This is a genomic window from Exiguobacterium sp. GL_137, from assembly GCF_057834585.1.
In genome coordinates this window covers 516,773-536,757 of record NZ_CM174406.1, presented here as the reverse complement: position 1 = coordinate 536,757, position 19,985 = coordinate 516,773, and the positions used below count along the sequence as shown (strand labels likewise).

General features: G+C 44.1%; 19 protein-coding genes and 1 tRNA gene. 10 read left to right on the top strand and 10 right to left on the bottom strand.

Annotation, left to right across the window (positions count from 1 at the left end):
• Window positions 1-48: 48 nt before the first annotated feature.
• Window positions 49-861, bottom strand: coding sequence for a D-alanyl-D-alanine carboxypeptidase family protein (locus AC3IRK_RS02820; protein WP_131504281.1), 813 nt, complete (start codon window positions 859-861; stop codon window positions 49-51).
• 235 nt (window positions 862-1,096) lie between these two features.
• Here AC3IRK_RS02820 and AC3IRK_RS02815 point away from each other — a divergent pair, with 235 nt between their 5' ends.
• Together AC3IRK_RS02815 and AC3IRK_RS02810 are read left to right on the top strand one after the other, a co-directional pair.
• On the top strand, window positions 1,097-1,642 hold the full coding sequence (locus AC3IRK_RS02815) for a methyltransferase family protein (RefSeq protein WP_426354737.1): 546 nt from the start codon (window positions 1,097-1,099) through the stop codon (window positions 1,640-1,642).
• Between the two features lie 22 nt (window positions 1,643-1,664).
• Complete coding sequence (locus AC3IRK_RS02810; RefSeq protein ID WP_131504283.1) at window positions 1,665-3,149, top strand: phytoene desaturase family protein; 1,485 nt, start codon at window positions 1,665-1,667, stop codon at window positions 3,147-3,149.
• Between the two features lie 47 nt (window positions 3,150-3,196).
• Here AC3IRK_RS02810 and AC3IRK_RS02805 read toward each other — a convergent pair whose 3' ends face one another.
• Genes AC3IRK_RS02805 through AC3IRK_RS02795 form a run of 3 tightly spaced genes read right to left on the bottom strand, consistent with a single transcriptional unit; the run spans window position 3,197 to window position 5,817 of the window.
• Window positions 3,197-3,757, bottom strand: a complete 561-nt coding sequence (locus AC3IRK_RS02805; RefSeq protein ID WP_012369422.1) for a histidine phosphatase family protein — start codon at window positions 3,755-3,757, stop codon at window positions 3,197-3,199.
• 13 nt (window positions 3,758-3,770) lie between these two features.
• The gene (locus AC3IRK_RS02800; RefSeq protein WP_131973655.1) at window positions 3,771-4,451 is read right to left on the bottom strand and encodes a response regulator transcription factor; all 681 of its coding nucleotides are present in this window, start codon (window positions 4,449-4,451) and stop codon (window positions 3,771-3,773) included.
• Between the two features lie 4 nt (window positions 4,452-4,455).
• A complete protein-coding gene (locus tag AC3IRK_RS02795; protein WP_131504285.1) occupies window positions 4,456-5,817 on the bottom strand; it encodes a sensor histidine kinase in 1,362 nt (453 codons plus the stop codon).
• Window positions 5,818-5,969: 152 nt separating this feature from the next.
• Here AC3IRK_RS02795 and AC3IRK_RS02790 point away from each other — a divergent pair, with 152 nt between their 5' ends.
• Window positions 5,970-6,536, top strand: a complete 567-nt coding sequence (locus tag AC3IRK_RS02790; protein ID WP_131973656.1) for a YdhK family protein — start codon at window positions 5,970-5,972, stop codon at window positions 6,534-6,536.
• A gap of 43 nt (window positions 6,537-6,579) precedes the next feature.
• Here the strand turns inward: AC3IRK_RS02790 and AC3IRK_RS02785 are convergent.
• Together AC3IRK_RS02785 and AC3IRK_RS02780 are read right to left on the bottom strand one after the other, a co-directional pair.
• A tRNA-Val gene (locus AC3IRK_RS02785) sits at window positions 6,580-6,652 on the bottom strand.
• Window positions 6,653-6,794: 142 nt separating this feature from the next.
• Window positions 6,795-7,421: a nitroreductase family protein gene (locus AC3IRK_RS02780; protein WP_131504287.1), complete on the bottom strand. Its 627-nt coding sequence runs from the start codon at window positions 7,419-7,421 to the stop codon at window positions 6,795-6,797.
• Between the two features lie 194 nt (window positions 7,422-7,615).
• On the opposite strand from AC3IRK_RS02780, the gene yhfH reads away from it, so the two are divergent.
• From yhfH to AC3IRK_RS02760, 4 genes are all read left to right on the top strand, one after another.
• On the top strand, window positions 7,616-7,762 hold the full coding sequence (gene yhfH, locus AC3IRK_RS02775) for a protein YhfH (protein ID WP_251135546.1): 147 nt from the start codon (window positions 7,616-7,618) through the stop codon (window positions 7,760-7,762).
• 204 nt (window positions 7,763-7,966) lie between these two features.
• On the top strand, window positions 7,967-8,815 hold the full coding sequence (locus AC3IRK_RS02770) for a polysaccharide deacetylase family protein (protein WP_131973657.1): 849 nt from the start codon (window positions 7,967-7,969) through the stop codon (window positions 8,813-8,815).
• Between the two features lie 12 nt (window positions 8,816-8,827).
• Complete coding sequence (locus AC3IRK_RS02765) at window positions 8,828-9,478, top strand: YkyA family protein (RefSeq protein WP_214855477.1); 651 nt, start codon at window positions 8,828-8,830, stop codon at window positions 9,476-9,478.
• A gap of 93 nt (window positions 9,479-9,571) precedes the next feature.
• Window positions 9,572-10,477, top strand: coding sequence for an EamA family transporter (locus tag AC3IRK_RS02760; RefSeq protein ID WP_131504290.1), 906 nt, complete (start codon window positions 9,572-9,574; stop codon window positions 10,475-10,477).
• 28 nt (window positions 10,478-10,505) lie between these two features.
• Here the strand turns inward: AC3IRK_RS02760 and nagE are convergent, their stop codons facing one another.
• From nagE to AC3IRK_RS02745, 3 genes are all read right to left on the bottom strand, one after another.
• A complete protein-coding gene (nagE, locus tag AC3IRK_RS02755) occupies window positions 10,506-12,014 on the bottom strand; it encodes an N-acetylglucosamine-specific PTS transporter subunit IIBC (RefSeq protein ID WP_131973660.1) in 1,509 nt (502 codons plus the stop codon).
• A gap of 160 nt (window positions 12,015-12,174) precedes the next feature.
• Window positions 12,175-12,372: a CsbD family protein gene (locus tag AC3IRK_RS02750; protein WP_114596916.1), complete on the bottom strand. Its 198-nt coding sequence runs from the start codon at window positions 12,370-12,372 to the stop codon at window positions 12,175-12,177.
• A 144-nt stretch (window positions 12,373-12,516) separates the two neighbouring features.
• Entirely contained in the window at window positions 12,517-13,719 is a 1,203-nt protein-coding gene (locus AC3IRK_RS02745) for an ornithine--oxo-acid transaminase (RefSeq protein ID WP_131504292.1), read from the bottom strand.
• A 174-nt stretch (window positions 13,720-13,893) separates the two neighbouring features.
• Between AC3IRK_RS02745 and AC3IRK_RS02740 the strand changes: the two genes are divergently transcribed.
• Complete coding sequence (locus AC3IRK_RS02740; RefSeq protein WP_131504293.1) at window positions 13,894-15,933, top strand: EAL domain-containing protein; 2,040 nt, start codon at window positions 13,894-13,896, stop codon at window positions 15,931-15,933.
• A gap of 98 nt (window positions 15,934-16,031) precedes the next feature.
• On the opposite strand, the gene AC3IRK_RS02735 is transcribed toward AC3IRK_RS02740, so the two are convergent.
• Entirely contained in the window at window positions 16,032-17,426 is a 1,395-nt protein-coding gene (locus AC3IRK_RS02735; protein ID WP_188005148.1) for a basic amino acid/polyamine antiporter, read from the bottom strand.
• Window positions 17,427-17,544: 118 nt separating this feature from the next.
• On the opposite strand from AC3IRK_RS02735, the gene AC3IRK_RS02730 reads away from it, so the two are divergent.
• Complete coding sequence (locus AC3IRK_RS02730; protein WP_131504295.1) at window positions 17,545-18,228, top strand: MgtC/SapB family protein; 684 nt, start codon at window positions 17,545-17,547, stop codon at window positions 18,226-18,228.
• A 108-nt stretch (window positions 18,229-18,336) separates the two neighbouring features.
• A complete protein-coding gene (locus tag AC3IRK_RS02725; protein WP_131504296.1) occupies window positions 18,337-19,971 on the top strand; it encodes a peptide ABC transporter substrate-binding protein in 1,635 nt (544 codons plus the stop codon).
• Window positions 19,972-19,985: the final 14 nt, after the last annotated feature.

The window sequence follows — 19,985 nt, the reverse complement described above, 5'->3', positions numbered from 1 at the left end:
TGAGGAATACACCATTTATTTACCATTTAAAGCTTGAAGCGAAACCTGTTATGGCGTACTTGGTTTACCCGGTGCTAATTGATAATATTCTTCCATTGTCAATCCGGTCATTTTCAGCTGCGCCGCAAGCGTTGCTCCGACATAACGGTAATGCCAGCTTTCATATGTGTAGCCTGTCCATGATTCTTTTCCGAGCGGGTAACGGAGATGGAATCCGTAACGGTGTGCATTGGCAGCCAGCCATTTTGCTTCTTTTGTACTTGAAAAGCTGAACTTTGCATATTTTGATGAATCGGCGCCTCCGATATCAAAACCCAGTCCTGTTTGATGTTCACTTTTTCCCGGTTGGGCACTGTACGTGCTGGCTTTCTCAAACCCATCCCGTGCCACATATTTTTCAAATAAGGCTTTTTGATACGCGTACGAACGGTATGTACTGAATGCGACCAGCGTAATCTTTTCCGCTTTGGCAGCCCGTTTCATTTTTTCAAATGCGGCTCGCGCAACCGTACTTTCTCCCGGCGCATACGTCGAACGTAACGGAAGATTTGGATTAACGATTAATGTCTTGCCGATGCGTAATCCGCCGATTTGTTGATCCGTCAGTAAATATTTTGTACTGGCATACCCTGTCTGTGTTCCATAACGAACTTTCGACCATGTCCCAAGTCGGCTGATTTCATTGACATAGACAGTAGTTGGGATCACTGCGACGACCGCTTTCGTTGTCGAAGCTCCGCTTCGCAGATTGAGCGGTGTTTTCGCCTGGCGGTAACTAGATGCTTCTGCGGCCAGTGAAAAACTGACGAGTGAGAGGAGAATCGCCAGTAACCCGATCACCGTTTGCTTTATTTTTTTCATATCTCTTAAAACTCCTTTTTTCCAAAACAGGGTAATTAGTCTTTAATTTTAGAATAACATTCATTTCAAAACGCCACCATTTTTTGTACAGGTGTAATCAAAATGAATTAATTGCCCGGTTTCCGAAAGAGGTCATATGGTCAGATATGAGGATTGAACATTTGTTCTTTCGGGTAAACATTTCTTGTATGCGTTTTCTTTAAATAATGATTGGCATTAGTCAGGGGCGAATCTTATGACCATTTTAGACAAAGTGTTCATCGCCGTCTCTCTTCTTTGGTTGCTCGAATTGTTTCTGTTCCGAAACCGTAAGAAGGAACCTTCTCCGCTGGAAGAACGGCGAAGTTTTTATTGGATTTTAGCTACGTTAGTCGCCACCATTCTTTTTTCCATTCTCTTCAGTGGTTCAAAATCTTTTTCCTTCTATCGCGAAATCGGATTGCTTCTGTTAAGTGCAGGTGTCGCGCTACGGTACTGGGGAATCTATCATCTTAAGCATCAGTTCACCCGCCATGTCGCTGTCAATCCAGGTGATCAGCTTGTCAGCACGGGTCCTTATCGGTCCTTACGCCACCCTCTCTATACCGGTCTGTTTTTCATCACGTTAGGTTTCCCGTTATACTTCGGGAACTTACTTGTCACGTTATGCGCCGGCGTCCTGATGTTTCTCACCTTGCTTCACCGCATTCGAATCGAGGAGCGGATGTTGACAGAAGGATTTGGTCCTGCTTATACTGCCTGGGCCCGCAGAAGAAAACGTTTGATTCCGTTTATCTACTAAGACATAAGGAGATGTGATTTTTTTGAAGAAACAAGCAGTCGTCATTGGAGCAGGTTTAGCAGGTATGTCAGCCGCAATTCGTCTCGCTGGGGACGGTTATGAAGTCACGATGCTTGAACAAAACGGAAACGTTGGCGGTAAATTAAATCAACGCAGTGGTCAAGGATTTACGTTTGATACCGGCCCTTCGATCTTGACGATGCCTTGGGTACTCGAGCAATTATTTACGAGCGTTCACCGTCGACTCGACGACTATCTAGAAATCGAGCGGATCGAACCGCAATGGCGGACTTTCTTTGAAGACGGTACACAACTTGACGTCAAAGGCGATCTTCCAGGTATGTTGGAAGAATTTAAAAAAGTCTCCGACCAAGCTGACTTCGTCGAATTGTTCAGCTATTCCAAAAAAATGTATGACCTGTGTTTGGACAGTTTCTATAAATACAGTCTCGAAGATTTGAAGGACTTAAAAAAATACCATACGATGTCTGAATTACTTAAAATGGATCCACTCAATACAGTAGCAAGCGGTACAAAAAAACATTTGAACAACAAATACCTGGAGCAACTGTTTAACTATATGGTCATGTATGTCGGATCCAACCCATATGAAGCTCCTGCTGTCTTCAATCAAATGATTTATGTTCAGATGGGTCTCGGCATCTATTATGTCAAAGGTGGTATGTACAATATCGCCCGTGCCATGAAGACGGTGCTTGACGAACTCCGGGTGACCATTCACGTCAACACACCTGTCGAACGTGTCGTCACAGAAGGCAAGCGTGCAATCGGCGTGGAAACGACAGACGGTACATTTTATCCGGCTGATGTCGTCGTCTCGAACCTTGAGGTCATTCCGACCTATCAACATCTCATTTCAGAGAAAAAAGGACCAAAACATGCTAAAAAATTAAATCAGTCATTCGTGCCTTCCGTTTCCGGTCTTGTTCTGTTACTTGGGGTTAACCGTGAATACAAAGACTTGAAACACCATAACTTCTTCTTCTCTGATGATCCGGAACGGGAATTTGCCCAAATGTTCAAGGATGGTGTTCCGCCAGAAGATCCAACGATTTATGTCGGTGTTTCTTCTAAATCCGATGCGTCACAGGCTCCTGAAGGAAAAGATAATTTGTTCGTCTTGACACACGTGCCACCACTGACGAAACAAGATGGAAAAACCGATTGGGATGCGTACCGTGAAGTCGTCCTCGATAAATTGGAACGGATGGGACTGACTGATTTACGCGAATCGATTGAATTTGAATACCGCTTTACACCAGAAGACTTGAAATCCCTATATGGTCCGAACGGTGGCTCGATTTATGGTGTGGCAGCCGATCGGAAAAAGAACGGTGGATTTAAGATTCCATCGAAGAGTGATCTCTACGAAGGTCTCTATTTCGTCGGTGGTTCCACACATCCAGGTGGTGGTGTCCCGATGGTCACCTTATCAGGTCAGCTGACAGCTGATTTAATCCAAAAACATGAAAAGGTAAAAGCATAATCAAAACAGGAGAAGGTCCCTTATCGAAGGGACAATCTCCTGTTTTTTTAGTTATGCTGACAAACTTCTTCAATCTGAAGGAAGGTTTCGTCTTTAAATGTCATTTGATACACAGCCGGCATCTTTAGCGTTTTCCAGAACGCATATCCATATGCCGGATCAAAATGTTGCATTAATAACACCATGATATTCCCGTGTGTTCCGATGACGACGGTTTGATCTTTATGTTTTTCTAGTAATCGTTTGATCTCAGGCACGATACGCCGTTGTGCCGTAACATTTGATTCACCTCCATACGGATTTTCATCCGGATGTTCCCATACATAACCGACAGCCTGTTGAAAATCCGGCAGTTCTTCGGGCGCCAATAACCGTTCTTGAAAAGCCGCTGCTTCTTGAATGACTAATCCGTATTGTTCTGCTAAAGGCTGGACCGTCTCAATCGCTCGCCGATACGGACTCGCGTAAATCTGGTCCGGTTTAATCCCTTCAAAAAGAGTCGTCAGTTGTTCCGCATCGTATCTCCCTTGTTCTGATAAAGGACGCGCTTTTTCGTCTGTAGAATAGGTCGAATGCGCATGACGGACCAAATAAATTGTCGTTGTCATTTCAATTCTCCTTTTAGCTGTCTTTTGTCTGCTCCAGCAAACGATAACCCACACCTCGGACAGTCTCCAAATACTCATCGATTGGAAAACCGGAACGGCGCAATTTCTCACGAAGATGACGCATATGAGAATCAATCGTTCGTGGTTCAATCGATTGATCATCGCCCCACAGCGACAAAACCAATTGTTCTCTTGATAAGACGCCATTCACGGACGTCAAGAGTTTTCCTAAAAGTTGAAACTCTGTTTTCGTCAGTAAGATTTTTTGTCCGTCGAATGTACAATGATATCCTGCGACGTCATACTGTAGTCCATGAAATGCATACTGCTCCCGCTTTTCTCGACCAATCAACAGTTCGATTCGTCCTAATAATTCTCCTTCATGAATCGGCTTTGCCACATAATCATCTGCACCGACTTTGCGCCCCCGTAGCACATCTTCCATTTGATTCCGCGCTGTCACCATAATGATTGGAAAATCAGCCATTCGTCTTATATTTTCACACAACGTCCATCCATCCATATCGGGCATCATGACATCGAGTAAAGCCAAATCGATGGGAACGGTCTTGACGATGTCGAGCGCTTTTTCGGCCGTGTCGGCTAAATGACATGTATGACCATAGGGTACCAGATATAACTTCATTAATTGAAGCATCCGTTGTTCATCATCAACGATTAAAATTCGAGCCATTTCTTCACACCTTCCATTGAATCATCACACTCGTCCCGGCATTCTTTTCACTCTTGATATCTAATGTCGCATCGTGTGCTTGAACGATTGCCAAGGCAATCGTCAAACCAAGCCCTGATCCGCCCCGGCTTCGTGATCGTGACGGTTCACTGCGGTACAGACGTTTTGTCACATGGGGTAAACTTTCTTGGCTGATGCCGCTTCCTGTATCACGTACTTGAAAATACGGTCCTGTTTCATTCCTGCCGTATCGGACGACGATTTCACCGGTTGCTGTATATTTTTTTGCGTTATCCAATACATTTATCAGCACTTGCTTGAGCCGAATTTCATCTCCTGCTATCTCTACCGGTTCCCCTGATACATGCAAATGCAGCCCTTTTTCTTCAATTGCAGGTCGCATTTTCTCTGTCGTCGAGACAATCAATTGATCGAGCGCAAGCGGCACTCGTTCAACTGAGAATGCATTCGTATCGGAACGTGCCAGTAACATCAGCTGTTCAATCAATGTGCTCAAATGATCGCTTTCTTCTTTGATAATCGACAGATAAGCTGTTTTTTCAGATTCCGGCAAGTTTGGACGATGTAATATATCCGCATAACCCTTCATGTAGGTCAGCGGAGTTCGAAGTTCGTGCGAGATATTTGCTAAAAATTCTGTCCGTTCACGATTCAAAAAATCGAGATCTTTTGCCAACTGTGTGATGGAGCGTGCCAGTGCCCCAAGCTCATCCGAGCGGTTTACCGGTAAATCCACGTCAAGGTTTCCTTCTTTCAACTTGGCCGTCGCACGCTCCATCTCAATGAGCGGTCTTGAAATCAATCGTGTACACAGCACGACAGTCGCAAGCGACAGAAGAACGGCAATGATACCAACTTGAATGAATTGTTGTCTTAACGGGTTAACGACTTGTTGAATTAACGTTTCCGGAGCAAACATGAAGACATGCCCACGATGAACACCTGAAATCGTGATTGGACTATCTGTCATTAAAAAATCCTTCGTTTCCGCTTGAGCTCTTAAAATCCGATCTTTTCGTTGTGTTTGAAATTCCGTATGGATAAGCTCTACTTTCATTTTAGGAGTAAGTGGATGCGAAGCCTTTAAAATTTTTCCTTTTTGATCCGTGATAACGACTGTAAATTCGGATGCTGATTCCATCAAACTGACATGTTCCAATGTTTCCGCATGAAATGATTCCTCGAGGACATCGCGGTGCGTGTTCCCTCGGTTCAGCAAACCGAGGACCACTTCATTCGTCCTTTGATTCACAAGGTTTAAATAGAGGGTACTGAACAGAATGCCGCCGATGAAAAGAATGGCAGTCAAAAAAAGTAGACCAATGTAGTACGAAATATGCCGCATGCCCTGCTCCTCCTTTTTCTTCACTATTACGATACACTTTTCCAATGACTCGTTCAGTCAGGTAATTGAATTGTCACTCTTTCTGCACGGTTTCTGCACGAAACACGGGTATAGTAGTCACATAACCAAATTACTACAGGAGGTATTTTTTTATGAAAAAACAACTACTTGTTACATCACTCGCTCTTTCTGCTGTCCTAAGTTTAGGTGCCTGCGGATCTGATTCCAATTCCTCTACTTCACACGATATGCATGATAATAAGAACGATTCCCATGCAGGGATGATGCATTCAAGTGACGGGAAAATTCCCGCTGGACTGAAACAAGCTGAAAATCCGAAGTTTAAAGACGGATCAGACGTCCTTCTGTCCTCTGATCATATGAAAGGGATGGATGGCGCAAAAGCAACAATCGTCGATTCATTTGATACAACAGTATATGAAGTCAGCTATACACCAACGAACGGTGGTAAAAAAGTCAGCAATCATAAATGGGTGATTCAGGAAGAACTTAACCCGGTTCCGGCTTCACCGTTACAAGCAGGTGATGAGGTGACTTTAGCTGCTGATCACATGAAAGGTATGGATGGTGCAAAAGCGACCATTGATCAAGCAGATCAGACAACCGTGTATATGGTCGATTTTAAACCGACAACCGGTGGAAAAACGATTAAAAATCATAAATGGGTGACAGAAGATGAACTTCAAGCCAATGATTAAAACAAAAAAACCCGCTCATCCAAAGATGAACGGGTTTTTGGTATGATTCTGACTGGGCTCGAACCAGCGACCTCTACCCTGTCAAGGTAGCGCTCTCCCAGCTGAGCTACAGAATCATGATGCAGTACGTTATGTACTTGCTAGGACATGTATTAATATAGCAAGAAACTAACCATCTGACAAGTACTTTTCTAAAAAAATATGAAAAATAAAAATGAAGGGGCTGAACTTTATTTTAAGTCAGCCCCTCCCTTTTACTTATAGAATGGTCGTCACTTGATCGACCGGTAAACGGAGCGCCGGACGTTTTTTCGCGTCTTCGACTGCTTTCCCGACAGCAATCAACATGACCGGGACATAACGTTCGTCTGTAATGAACGTTTCTGTAAAGAGTTGATGATTGAATCCGCCCATCGCGAGTGTCGAGAGTCCTTTTGCTTCAGCAACTAGCATCAGTTGCATCGCAGCTAAACTTGCGTTTGACATGGCTGCATCTCTCGCGTAAGCCTCGCTTTGATATGCCCCTTCTACTTGTCCTTTGATCGAGTCAAACAAGTCTTCCGTCATGCCTCCTGCTTCTACGGCTGGTCCATAAACCGGATTATAGTTTCGGTTTGCCTGTAAATCCCCTAGTACGGCAATGACGACGGAAGAAGAACTGATGGCCGGCTGATTGTAAGCGATTGGAGCTAATCGTTGTTTCGCTTCTTCCGAATGGAAGGCAACGAAATGCCAATGTTGCAAGTTCCAGGCACTTGGTGCAGCTGTCGTCAATTCAACCAATTCTTGGACTTCTTCTTGTGAAAGCGTGAATGTCTCATCGTAATGACGAACTGACCGGCGTTCTGTCAAAATTGATAGTGTGTCAGATAGTGTTTGATTCATAATGATCCCCCTCTAAGTACATCTGTTTACTTTGTTATCGTATCATCCTCTACGCTACCTGTCATATGACAAGACTCGCTAAAGACTCTTCTGTTATAAAACAAAGATTGACATATCAAATCTGTACTAGTACAATAAAATAAATTCAGTGTTATTTGCTGGTACATCCATATACTAAGAGGAGGAATACAATCATGGAACAACCCCTTTACCAAGAGACCTCTCCCGAGTTTTACCGTCAACTTCCGGTCAAAACCTGCTCTCATTGCGGAAAAGAAATGGATGAACAATGCGAATCGTATAAAACAGAATGTGATGAGTGTGCTGTTACAGAACACTAATCGTAAAGTTGCTTGAAGAAAGAAGTCTCCGGTAGCGGATGGACTTCTTTTTTGTTTGAAAATATAACACTATTTCTATCTTAATCAACTTTTTTTGAATTATAGGTTCTGTAGTCATCTTTTTGTAATATTTTTGTTACAAATGAAACAGACAAAATGTTACATTTAACTCATAAGATTTTCCGTAAAGGAGCTCAGACATCAATGGATTCATACAACTCAGGCAATCCAATCGGCCTTGGACCAAGACACCGAAAACCAAAACGAAAGTATTTCGCTAAGCTTTTGATCGTACTGGCGATGATTCTTCTTCCGATTGGCGGTTATATCGTTTATCAGTACCTTGCTTCGACACAACAACAAGCGAGCGTAAAACCCGTCCAATCTTTGCGGGAAGTTCCGACTCCGAACCTGGATAAGGCACGCGTCGAGAAATGGAACGGGATTACTAAAAAAGTGGCGTATCTGACATTTGAAGACGGACCGACTGCATTGACTCCGGACATCTTGAAATCGTTACAAGACCAAGAAGTTAAAGCGACTTTCTTTTTGATCGGAAGTAACATCGATGAACAACCGGATGTCGTCCGCTCGATAGCAAAGGCTGGACATTATATCGGACCACACAGTGAAACTCATGATTATGACACCCTGTATAAGAAAAAACAGTATGTTCCCGAGATGCTTCAAGTCCAAAAACAAATCAAACAACTGACGAATCACAGTCCGTTGCTGACACGTCCTCCTTATGGATCAACACCTGGTATTAACAAGTCGATTGCAAAAGAAATCGAACAGGCGAAACTTCGGGTGTGGGATTGGTCGATCGATTCGATGGACTGGTACTACAAAGATAGTGCCAAGGAAGTTGCCAAAACTGTCATCAGCCGTGCAGAAGACCCGGTCGAAATCATCCTGTTGCATGAACAACCACAAACATTGCGGGCATTACCGGCAATTGTTGCTGGATTAAAGAAAAAAGGCTATCAGTTTTCCATCTATGATGAAGATTTTCATGTCCCGTATAATTTCGCAAAATTCTCTAATTTATAAGGAGTTCCTTTCATGATTAATAAACGGATGATCCTCACCAGTTGTTTGACCTGTCTCGGCCTCTTGGTTCTCAGTGCCTGCTCGAGTGACCCGGCCGCTTCGATATACGAGCAGTTGGAAGAACAAGCGAAGTCCGAACAAAAAGCAGCAGTCGTCGCCGAGCAACGGACGCGTCAAGATGAAATTTCCGTCAATACCTATCAAGCCGTCCTCGAAGCTGGGGCCGATGATATTAAACGGGCGCAAAATGAACGGGATGAATTGACCGCTCTGAATCAAAATCGTGTCAAATTGTTAAAACAAGAACAAACAATCCGTACCCGTGCTTTTGATGAGTTAGACCTTGCGGAATTAACGAGTACCTTATCTTCGTTGTCTGCCGCTAAAAAAGACGGCACAGCCCTTATCGATGTCTTTAAAGAGCGTGAGAAGGCTTTTGATACGTTTTTGAAACGTTATGCGGCGACGATTGCTTCAGAAAAGAAAGTGCTTTCCTACTTGACCGAAAAACCGAACTTCGTTAAGATTGATGAAGCAACAGCTGATTTAAACCGGACTTCCCGTCAAGCAACAGAGGCACTCAAAACCTTTAATCAATTGACCGTCCGCTACAATGAATTAAAGCCAACCTTTTACAAAAAGGCTGGACTCAACATTAAATAACTCACACAGGTTGCAACCAAACCCTGTCCAAAAAACCTGGACAAGGCCCCGTTGCAACCTTTTTTGTGCGTTCTAAAACATGGAGGAATCTGTATGAATCGTTCAAAAGCAACACTTTTCGTCTTAATCGGCGCCATTAGTTACGGCGTCCTGTCGACAATCGTCAAACTGGCTTACGAGGCAGGATTTAATTCGGCCGCTGTTTCCGGAAGCCAATTCTTCTTCGGGTGGCTGATGATTTTCATCTTAGCTCTGCTGTCGAAAAATCTTCGTCTTCATCCTAAAACTGCTTTTACTTTGATGGCAATCGGGATTTCAAGCGGAACGACCGGCTACCTGTATTACCAAAGCCTGCAAACTGTTTCTGCTTCTGTCGCCATCATTCTCCTCTTCCAATTCACATGGATTGGTGTCGTGATTGATTCGATTCTTGCAAGAAGATTGCCTTCACGCCCCCATTTTTTATCTGCCATCCTGTTAATTGGTGGTGCTATTTTAGCCAGCGCGGCTTACACCAGCGCTCTTGACGTGCGCGGTACGTTGTTTGGACTTGGAGCAGCCGTCAGTTTCTCGATCTTCCTGCTTGCCAGTGGTCGGGTCGCAAATCATGTACCTGTCATTAAAAAAAGTTTTTATATGATGACGGGTGGACTTCTGTTCGTCATGATCATGTATCCACCTACGACATTCTTGACTGCAGCGAATTTCGAACAAGGACTGATCTGGTATGCCCTTCCGCTTGGTCTGTTTGCCTTAATTTTACCACCGCTGTTGTTCGCAGCAGGAGCTCCACACCTAAGTCCTGCCAGCGTCTCACTGCTTGGTGCAGCAGAACTGCCGACTGCGGTCATCTGTTCGGTCCTCATACTCGGTGAGCATCTTTCCGGTTCACAGTGGATTGGGATCATCATCATACTGATTGGGATTTTCTATCCGATTTATGTCAGCAGTTTGAAACAGTCGACCAGCTCTGCCCCACGTCAAAACGACCTCTCCTGATTAATCAGGAAAGGTCGTTTTTTTGACATTATTTTTGACGTTTCATCGCATCAGCGACAAATTCAACATCCGTCCCAATGATGATTTGGACATTTTTTGCCCCCATCTTCATGACACCTTTTGCGCCTGCCGCTTTAATCGCTGCTTCATCAATGATAGTCGAATCTTTCACTTGGAGACGGAGACGTGTCGCACAGTTATCAATCGATGTGACGTTTTCCGTTCCTTGTAATCCCGCAAAAATCCGGGCTGCTTGTTGCTCATACTTATCGTCCGATACCCCTGTGACCGGTCCTGCATCCGTCACAAGTGTTTCATCTTCACGCCCTGGCGTCTTCAAATCAAATTTCGTGATCATGAAGTAGAACAGGAAGTAATAGATGACCGCGAACACCAGACCGACGACCAGTAAAAGTAACGGTTTTGTCGCGATTCCGAAGTTCAGGACATAATCGATGAATCCGGCCGAGAAGGAGAATCCGTGCAGTATACCGAGCAGGTTGACGACTGCCATGGAAACACCCGTCAATACGGCATGAATAACATATAATACCGGAGATAAGAACATGAACGAAAACTCAATCGGTTCCGTAATTCCCGTCAGGAACGACGTTAATCCCAAACCGATCATCGCTCCCGCGACTGCTTTCCGATTTTCTTTGCGTGCTGCCATGACCATCGCTGCGGCCGCTGCCGGTAAAGCGAACATCATGATTGGGAAAAATCCTGCTTGATAAATACCGGCTGTTGGATCTCCTGCGAAGAACCGTGCGATATCGCCATTCGCAATCGTTCCATCCGCTTTTTCGTATGAACCGAAGACGAACCAGAAAATATTGTTCAAGACATGGTGAAGACCGACAGGAATCAACAGACGGTTGAAGAATCCAAACAGTGCGGCTCCTCCCGCCCCAAGGCTGACCATCCATTCTCCCGCATTATTGATGCCATCTTCAATGAACGGCCATAAGTAACCAAAGATGAATGCCAGGATCAGCATGGCAGCCGAAGTGATGATTGGAACAAAACGGCGTCCACCGAAGAACGCTAACCAATCCGGTAATTTAATATTGTAAAATCGATTGTATAACAAACCAGCGACAATACCGGCAATGATCCCGCCGAACACAGCCATATTGACCATCGAACCTAAAGTTGCCTGATTGGCAATGGAACTTAAGGTCGCCCCATCCACTTTCGTCGAGGAGTCATTGACAATGGCGGCGATTGCATCGTACTTAGCCTGAATTTGAGCGTTCGAATAATCCTTGTTCATGGAGTCGACACCCGTTTTTAAGACCAAATACCCGACTGCCCCTGCCAAGCCGGCAGCGCCACTTGCATCAATCGATAATCCGATCGCGACACCAATCGCAAAAATCAGTGGAAGATTATCAAAAATCGCACCACCTGCTGCCACCATCAATGGAACATCCAACATGTCGGCTGAACCGAGTCGAAGGACAATTCCTGCGGCTGGTAAAACGGCGATCGGTAGCATTAAGGCCTTACCGATTCGTTGAAGAAACTGCAACATATACTTCACCCTTTCTTAAATAAAAACAAATAATGACATGACGATGAAAACGCTTTAACATTTATTATTATTCCACATACACATATAAATGACTAGACCTTTATACATATTTTTTCATAAAAAAAGATCCCTCTACACAAGGGACCTTAATGGGTACAGATTAACGACGATTTGTATCTTCGAGATTCTGTTGAACATTTCCAACCGTTTTTTTAGCATCGCCTTTAAGCTGATCTTTTTTGCCTTCACGTTCTGTTGATTTATCTCCTGTTGCTTTTCCAAGCGCTTCTTTCGCTTTTCCGGCAACTTTATCAACTAAACCATCCGTTTTTTTGCTTAATCCGCTATCGTTTGACATGTTCATTACCCCCTATTTTTTTAACGCATAATAATATGTTCCCACCTGAAACAGATTCAAACATCGTTCTGCTCTCATTTGTCCTAAATCCAAAAATCAGTCGATTAAAAAACTCCCTATCGCTTTCCGATAGGGAGTAGTTTATTACTGTGCAACCGAGACGCCGAGGACTTGTTCAATCCGTTCGAATGCCCAGTCTAATTCTTCTTTTGTGATGACGAGTGGTGGTGCAAAACGAATGACTGTCTCATGTGTTTCCTTGCAGAGCAATCCTTTTTCTTTTAATGCTTCGCAATACGGACGAGCAGCTTCTGTCAATTCGACACCGATGAACAGTCCACGTCCACGAACTTCTTTAATCATCGGATTGTCGATTTCTTTTAGACGGTTCATAAAGTATGTTCCGAGCTCAAGTGAACGTTCTGGCAACTTCTCTTCTTCCAAAACTTCGAGTGAAGCGACAGATACCGCACAGGCCAATGGATTCCCACCGAATGTCGAACCATGCGATCCCGGATTAAAGACACTCAGGATATCGTGGTTGGCAGCCACACAAGAAATCGGGAACACGCCGCCACCCAGTGCTTTTCCTAAGATGTACATATCTGGTGTTACATTGTCCCAGTCCGAAGCAAACCATTTACCCGAACGGCCCAGTCCTGATTGGATTTCATCCGAGACGAGTAGTACGTTTTGTTCCTTACAGACGTCTTGAGCATCTTTCAAGAATCCTTCGTACGGAATCAGGATACCCGCTTCACCTTGGATCGGCTCAACGATGAAGGCAGCTGTATTTTCCGTGATGGCACCTTTCAGTGCTTCCAAATCCCCGTACGGAATCGTTTTGATGCCCGGTAAGAGTGGTCCGAATCCGCGTTGATATTCGGCTTCTGTTGACATCGAAACAGCCGTCATCGTCCGACCATGGAAGTTTCCTTCGCAGACGATGATTTCGGCATCTCCCGGAATTTGTTTGACTTCGTACGCCCAGCGACGTGCTGCCTTGACTGCCGTCTCGACCGCTTCCGCTCCCGTATTCATCGGCAGGACCATATCTTTTCCTGTCAATTGTGCGACCTTTTCATAAAAGAATCCGAGCTGGTCATTGTGAAAGGCGCGGGATGTCAGCGTAATTTTATCCGCTTGCCGTTTTAAGGCTTCGATGATTTTCGGATGACGGTGTCCTTGGTTTACAGCTGAATAGGCACTAAGCATATCCATATACTCGCGGCCTTCCGGATCTTTAACGAAAACCCCTTCTGCCTCCGAGATGACGATTGGGAGTGGATGATAATTGTGTGCCCCGAATTTCTCTGTCTGTGAAATAATTTTCTCTGTTTGATTCATGATAAATCCCCCTTTTTTCGCTTAGAAAACGCTTTCATTCTGATTATAACAGATTCAAACAGATAATCTTCAATCGAAATACAGGATTTATCCGCATGAAAATTGAATATACTGGGAATAGACAAGACAAGTGAACCGTCATCTCTGATCATTTAAAAGGAGTGTGCGTCCGTAATGGATCGTTCGACCATTAATTCCTATGAAACTGTCATGCAAGGATTTCCCTTACCTGCATTTATTCTGCACGTCGATTTAACTGTTCATTCCTGGAATGAGGCTGCCGAATCCTGCTGGGGCTGGTCGGCACAAGAAGTTATCGGACAATTGATTCCGCTCCTTGATCCGGAAGATGCTGCGTTCAGTCGGCAAATCTGGCATTCATTTTTAAAAAAACGACAATCGATCCAATTACCCAATACAACATTTCTGCATAAGTCAGGTGAACATTCAGCAGCGACGTTACTCGTCTCACCGCTCTTTGATGACAAAAATGAGCCGTTTGGTGCTTTTTTCTGTCAGTTGCCTTCTTCTACTCAACAAAATGCAAGCAAACCGTTATTCCAGGGATTGATGGATTTACGATATGCGTTTGATCAAATCGCTTGTGTCGCCATCTTCGACGCACGGGGAACGATTCAATATGCCAATGCCAACTTGACAGACGTTACAGGATTTTGTCCAAATGCGTTGCTTGGTCAAGCTTGGACGATCCTCCTCGATTCGTCGGAAGAGGTTCTTCCGACGATCCGCTCCCAAATCAAAAGAAAAAAGGCCTGGTCCGGAAAACTATCGATTTCGACCCAGGATGATTCTAAAAAAGTCCTTCGTGCCACCCTGATTCCAGTGTATGACGTAAATGGTGTCCGTTTCCAACATATTTTCATTGGTACCGATATTACGGAAACCGAACATCTCGAACAGGAACTTGATTTTTTAGTCCATCATAATGAATTGACCCATCTGCTGAATAAACGAGGCTTCCTTCGTGAAGGTCAGGTCTTATTCTCCCAAGCATCTGATGATTTCCCGATCTCACTCATCTTATTTGATATTGATCGTTTTAAAGTCATCAACGATTCTTTCGGTACACATGTAGGCGACCAACTGTTACAAGCGTTAGCCAAACGTTTGTCTCAACATGCAAAACAGCTGTTAACGTTCCATCCGACGAGTGACTTGTTTGGTTTATTGCTAAAAGTCACCGACCGGAATGCCCTGTTCCAGTATGCCCGGAAACTGCAACAAGTATTGCAACGTCCCTATTATATTAATGGGCATTCCTTAATCATCTCCTGTACGTTCGGAATTACCGTCTATCCTTCGGAAGCCAAATCACTTGAAGATTTGTACCGCCGTTCGGAAATGGCCTTGTATGCCGGAAAATCAATCGGTACAGGAACGATTCAATATTTAACCCATGAAATGGATGAGCAATTCACCCGGAAATTACAGCTCGAACGCTCATTATTTACGGCTTTAGAGGATCAAGCCCTTCATTTGGTCTATCAACCAATCATCAACTTGAAAACCAAGCATGTCGATGGTTTTGAAGCGCTGTTGCGTTGGAATCATACGGCACTCGGGAGCATTCCTCCTGATGAATTCATTCCACTTGCGGAAGAAGCCGCTTTGATCACACCCATTAACAACTGGGTCGTCATCGAGGCCTGTGAGCGGCTCGCCATTTGGCAGAAACGGATTGCGGCTGATTTGACGATGGCCATCAATATTTCACCGCACCAGTTCCAAAGTGACTCGTTCGTCCGGACGCTGCAACACGTCGTGACCCAGAAAATAATTAATCCGCAATTCGTCACCCTTGAATTGACGGAGAACATCGCAATTTTACAAACACAGCGGACAATTGAACGGATGCAACTGATCAAAGCGCTTGGCTTCCGATTATCGATTGATGATTTTGGAACAGGTTATTCTTCCTTACAATATTTGCGTGCTTTTCCGATTGATGAACTCAAGATCGATAAAGTCTTCATTGACGGCATCGATTTAGGAGAAAACGGGTTGCTCGACTCAATCATTCAACTTGGTCAAAACTTAAAGCTGAACCTCGTCGCAGAAGGTGTCGAAACGGCAACCGCCTTACATTATTTACAAGAGACGCCTTGCCAACAAATGCAAGGATTCATTTTCTCTGAACCACTGTCTGTTGATGCAGTGGAACACCGCTTCGGCTCAGCAAATTCTGAAGACTGAGATAGATACCAGACAACAAAAAAACAGGAGCCGGATGCTGATCCGGTTCCTGTTTTGTCTATCAAGACGGATATTAACGTCCCTCTTGCTTTTTTGTCTTACAATTGAATTTGACCTCCGACCATTCCGTAAATCGCAACGGCAGCTAAGATAATTAAAATTCCGCTTGCAATCATTTCGTAACGCGACATGCCGCCCCGTTTCTGTTCCCGTTCTGCCATCAGGTAGGCAATGATACCCGGTGCATAGACGAGGGCTGCGATGACGATATACCAAATCCCTGAAGCGTAGACGAGCCACAGTGAATAGGCAGCAGCAATCGTCGAGAAGATTAACATCTTCGTATTACGTTCTGCTCGTGAAAAACGGACACTGTATACGGCAGACAACAGATACGGCAACAAAGCACAAATTCCGGCAATACTGGATAAGACTAAATACGTCTGTGCAGAAAATAAGGCGATACCCGCAACGAACTGGGTCGCAATTTGAGTGATCAGCAACGCACCGACCGGCGCCCCTTTACGGTTCGTTTTTGCAAAGAACTTTGGAAACGCACCGTCTTTCGCGACAAGGTAGGAAATTTCAGATGCAAGAATCGTCCATCCGAGCAATGCTCCTGATAACGAAATGATCAATCCGATCATAATCAATGTGGCTCCAAACGGACCAATGGCAGCTTCGAGCACATAAGCCATTGTCGGTTCTTGTAATCCTGCTAATTGCTCCTGGTTCAAAACACCGAGCGATAAGACGGAAATCAGGATGTAGATGACAAGTACTCCGACAAGTCCTACGACTGTCGCCTTCCCGACATCACTCCGTTTGTTGGCGCGTGTCGACAAGACGACAGCCCCTTCAATCCCGACGAAGGCCCAAAGCGTTACAAGCATCGTTCCTTTGACTTGCGTAAAGATACTGCCTAATTCTGTTCCTTCTCCCCAAAAATTGAGGTTAAACGTCTTCACATTAAACGCAATTGCTACCAGTAAAATAAAGATCAAAATCGGAACGAGCTTGGCGATCGTCGTAATCAGGTTGACAAGTGTCGCTTCTTTAATCCCGCTCGAGACGATGAAAAAAAGTCCCCAGACGACGAAAATACTCATTATCAACAAAAATACACGATTTTCTGATGAGAAAATCGGGAAAAAGTAACTGAGTGCATTAAAGACCAACGTTATGTTGGCAACTGTCCCGATCCAGGCCGAGACCCAATATCCCCAGGCGCTGTTAAAACCGACAAATCGTCCGAATCCTTCACGGGCATACGCGTAAATGCCGCCCTCAAGTTCCGGTTTACTGTTTGCTAAGTGCTGAAATACCAGTGCCAGCATAATCATACCAAGACCAGTAATTCCCCATCCGATCAAAATCGGACCTGCACTTGCTTTTTGAGCCATCGCTCCCGGCAGATTAAAGGCACCTCCACCGACCATCGATCCAATGACCATTGCGGCTAAAGCAAAAAAGCCGATCTTTTGTTGATTCATTCTCTAACACGTCCTTTATTTCTTGTATATCTATTCATATCAAACGTATATTCATTCGAAAGACACAAAATTCATTATAACAAAATCAAAGCCGTTGTAAAGAAAGGATTTGATAAACATGAATTGGATCCATTCGTTCCAACTGGAAGATTTTTTAAAATTAATGATTTCTGCTATTTTTGGAATTATTTTAGGATTTGAGCGTGAAATCAAAAACAAACCTGTTGGTATACGTACTAGCCTCGTAATTACCCTGATTAGCTGTCTGTTAACCATTGTTTCCATTAAGTCTGTCCTTCTTTACAGCGAGATTGCGCCAAATATTCAGATGGACCCAATGCGACTTGTCGCTCAAGTCATTGCAGGTATCGGTTTTATTGGAGCCGGTGTCATTTTAAGACGACCTCATGATATCGTCAGCGGCTTGACAACAGCTGCCATCATTTGGAGTTCAAGCGGGATAGGCATAGCAATCGGGGCGGGATTTATTTATGAAGCCGCTTTTCTAGTAATTTTTCTGTTTCTTTCTTTAGAAATAATCACGAGAATAATGAAACGTTTTAACAATAGTCGTTTCGAAGCCAACGTCATGGTTGCTCATTTGATACTATCCAGTGAAACAAACGCTCAATATGTAAAAGAAGCTTTGGAACAACAAGGAGTTCGTATCACTAATATGCGCCTGCATAGTAACGGTCGACAATTAACTTTACGGATGTATTCCCCTCATAAACTGACAATATTCATACTTTATGACTACTTGAAAACACTCGGAATTGAGCATATAGACCTTGATCAATAAGAATTGTCAGAAAATTTATGTTGCATTTTTACTCGCTTTCACTTAAATTTACATTATGTTCACACTTTTCTGAAATCATTTCAATCTAATCGGGGGGTCATCTTTCACATGAAGAAACAAACTAAAATTGCCTTTGCTGGACTATCCAGCATGGCGCTGCTCGCAGTAGCAGCTTGTGGCCAAAGCAATGAATCAGATGGAAACTCTTCTTCCTCAAAAGAAAAGAAACAAGAGGTGACACTCATCTCGACTACGGATGTGCCACAACTTGATCCAACAAAAACAACGGACTCAACATCCATCATCGTTACGAACAACGTCTTTGAAGGTCTCTACCGTCTTGACGGCGACAACAAACCGACTGCCGGAATCGCAGAAAGTGTCGAAGTATCAGATGATAAGAAAACATATACATTTAAACTCCGTAAAGATGCCAAGTGGTCAGATGGTTCAGCTGTTACGGCAGACGACTTCATCTACTCTTGGAAACGTGCACTCGATCCAAAAACAGGAGCAGAGTACGCATACATCCTTCAGGATTTAAAAAATGCTAACAAAATCTTAGCCGGTGAAGCAGAACTCGATTCGCTCGGTGTCAAGAAAGTAGACGATCAAACTCTTGAAGTGCAATTGGAAGCTCCGGCTCCATACTTCCTCGGATTGACAAGTTTCCCTACTTACTTACCACTCAAGCAATCGTTTGTCGAAGAAAAAGGCGACAAGTTTGCGACAAACGTCGACTCGATGCTCTTCAACGGACCATTCATTTTGGATAAGTGGCAATCTAATTCCGGTTGGACATATAAGAAAAACCCGGATTACTGGGATAAAGCAAACGTCAAAATGGAAAAAATCGATGTAAAAGTCGTTAAAGAAATTTCGACTGGTGTCAACTTGTTCGAGTCGAAAGACGTCGACTTCGCACCTATCACATCGGAGTTCGTCTCACAATACGAAAAATCCGACAACTACAAGACACGTCCAGATGCACGGATCAACTTCCTCCGATTCAACCAAAAAAATAAAGCACTTAAAAACGAAAACATCCGTAAAGCGCTTGCACTTGGTTTTGAAAAACAAGGAATTACAGACGTCATCTTAAATGACGGTTCAAAACCGGCTAACTTCATCGTCGCAAAAGACTTTACATTCACACCGGATGGGGAAGATTTCCGTGCCAAATATCCAGATCTCCAAAGCTTTGATGCAACAGAAGCGAAAAAAGCATGGGATGCCGGCCTAAAAGAACTCGGTGTCAAAACAGTAGAACTCGATATGTTGTCACGTGATGAAGATGCCTTCAAGAAAGTTTCTGAATTCTTAAAAGGTGATCTCGAGAAAAACTTACCGGGTCTTACGGTCAACATCAAGCAACAACCGTTCAAAAACTTCCTGGACCTCGAGTCTAAAGGCGATTACGACATCTCTGCTGCCGGTTGGGGCCCTGACTACCAGGATCCAATGACGTTCCTCGATATGTGGTTAACAGGCGGAAGCTTTAACCGTATGGAATACTCGAACAAAGAGTTCGATAAGATGATTAAAGAAGCAAAAGCAGAGCCGGATGAAGCAAAACGTTGGTCGACGCTTCAAGAGGCTGAAAAAATGCTCTTGGCAGAAGACTATGCGATTGCTCCAATCTACCAAAAAGGTGAAGCATACTTGCAACGTGCGAACATCGACAAACTATATCGTCACCCATTCGGAGCAGACATGAGCTTCAAATGGATGGAAGTAAAATAAGTATCCTCCTACCG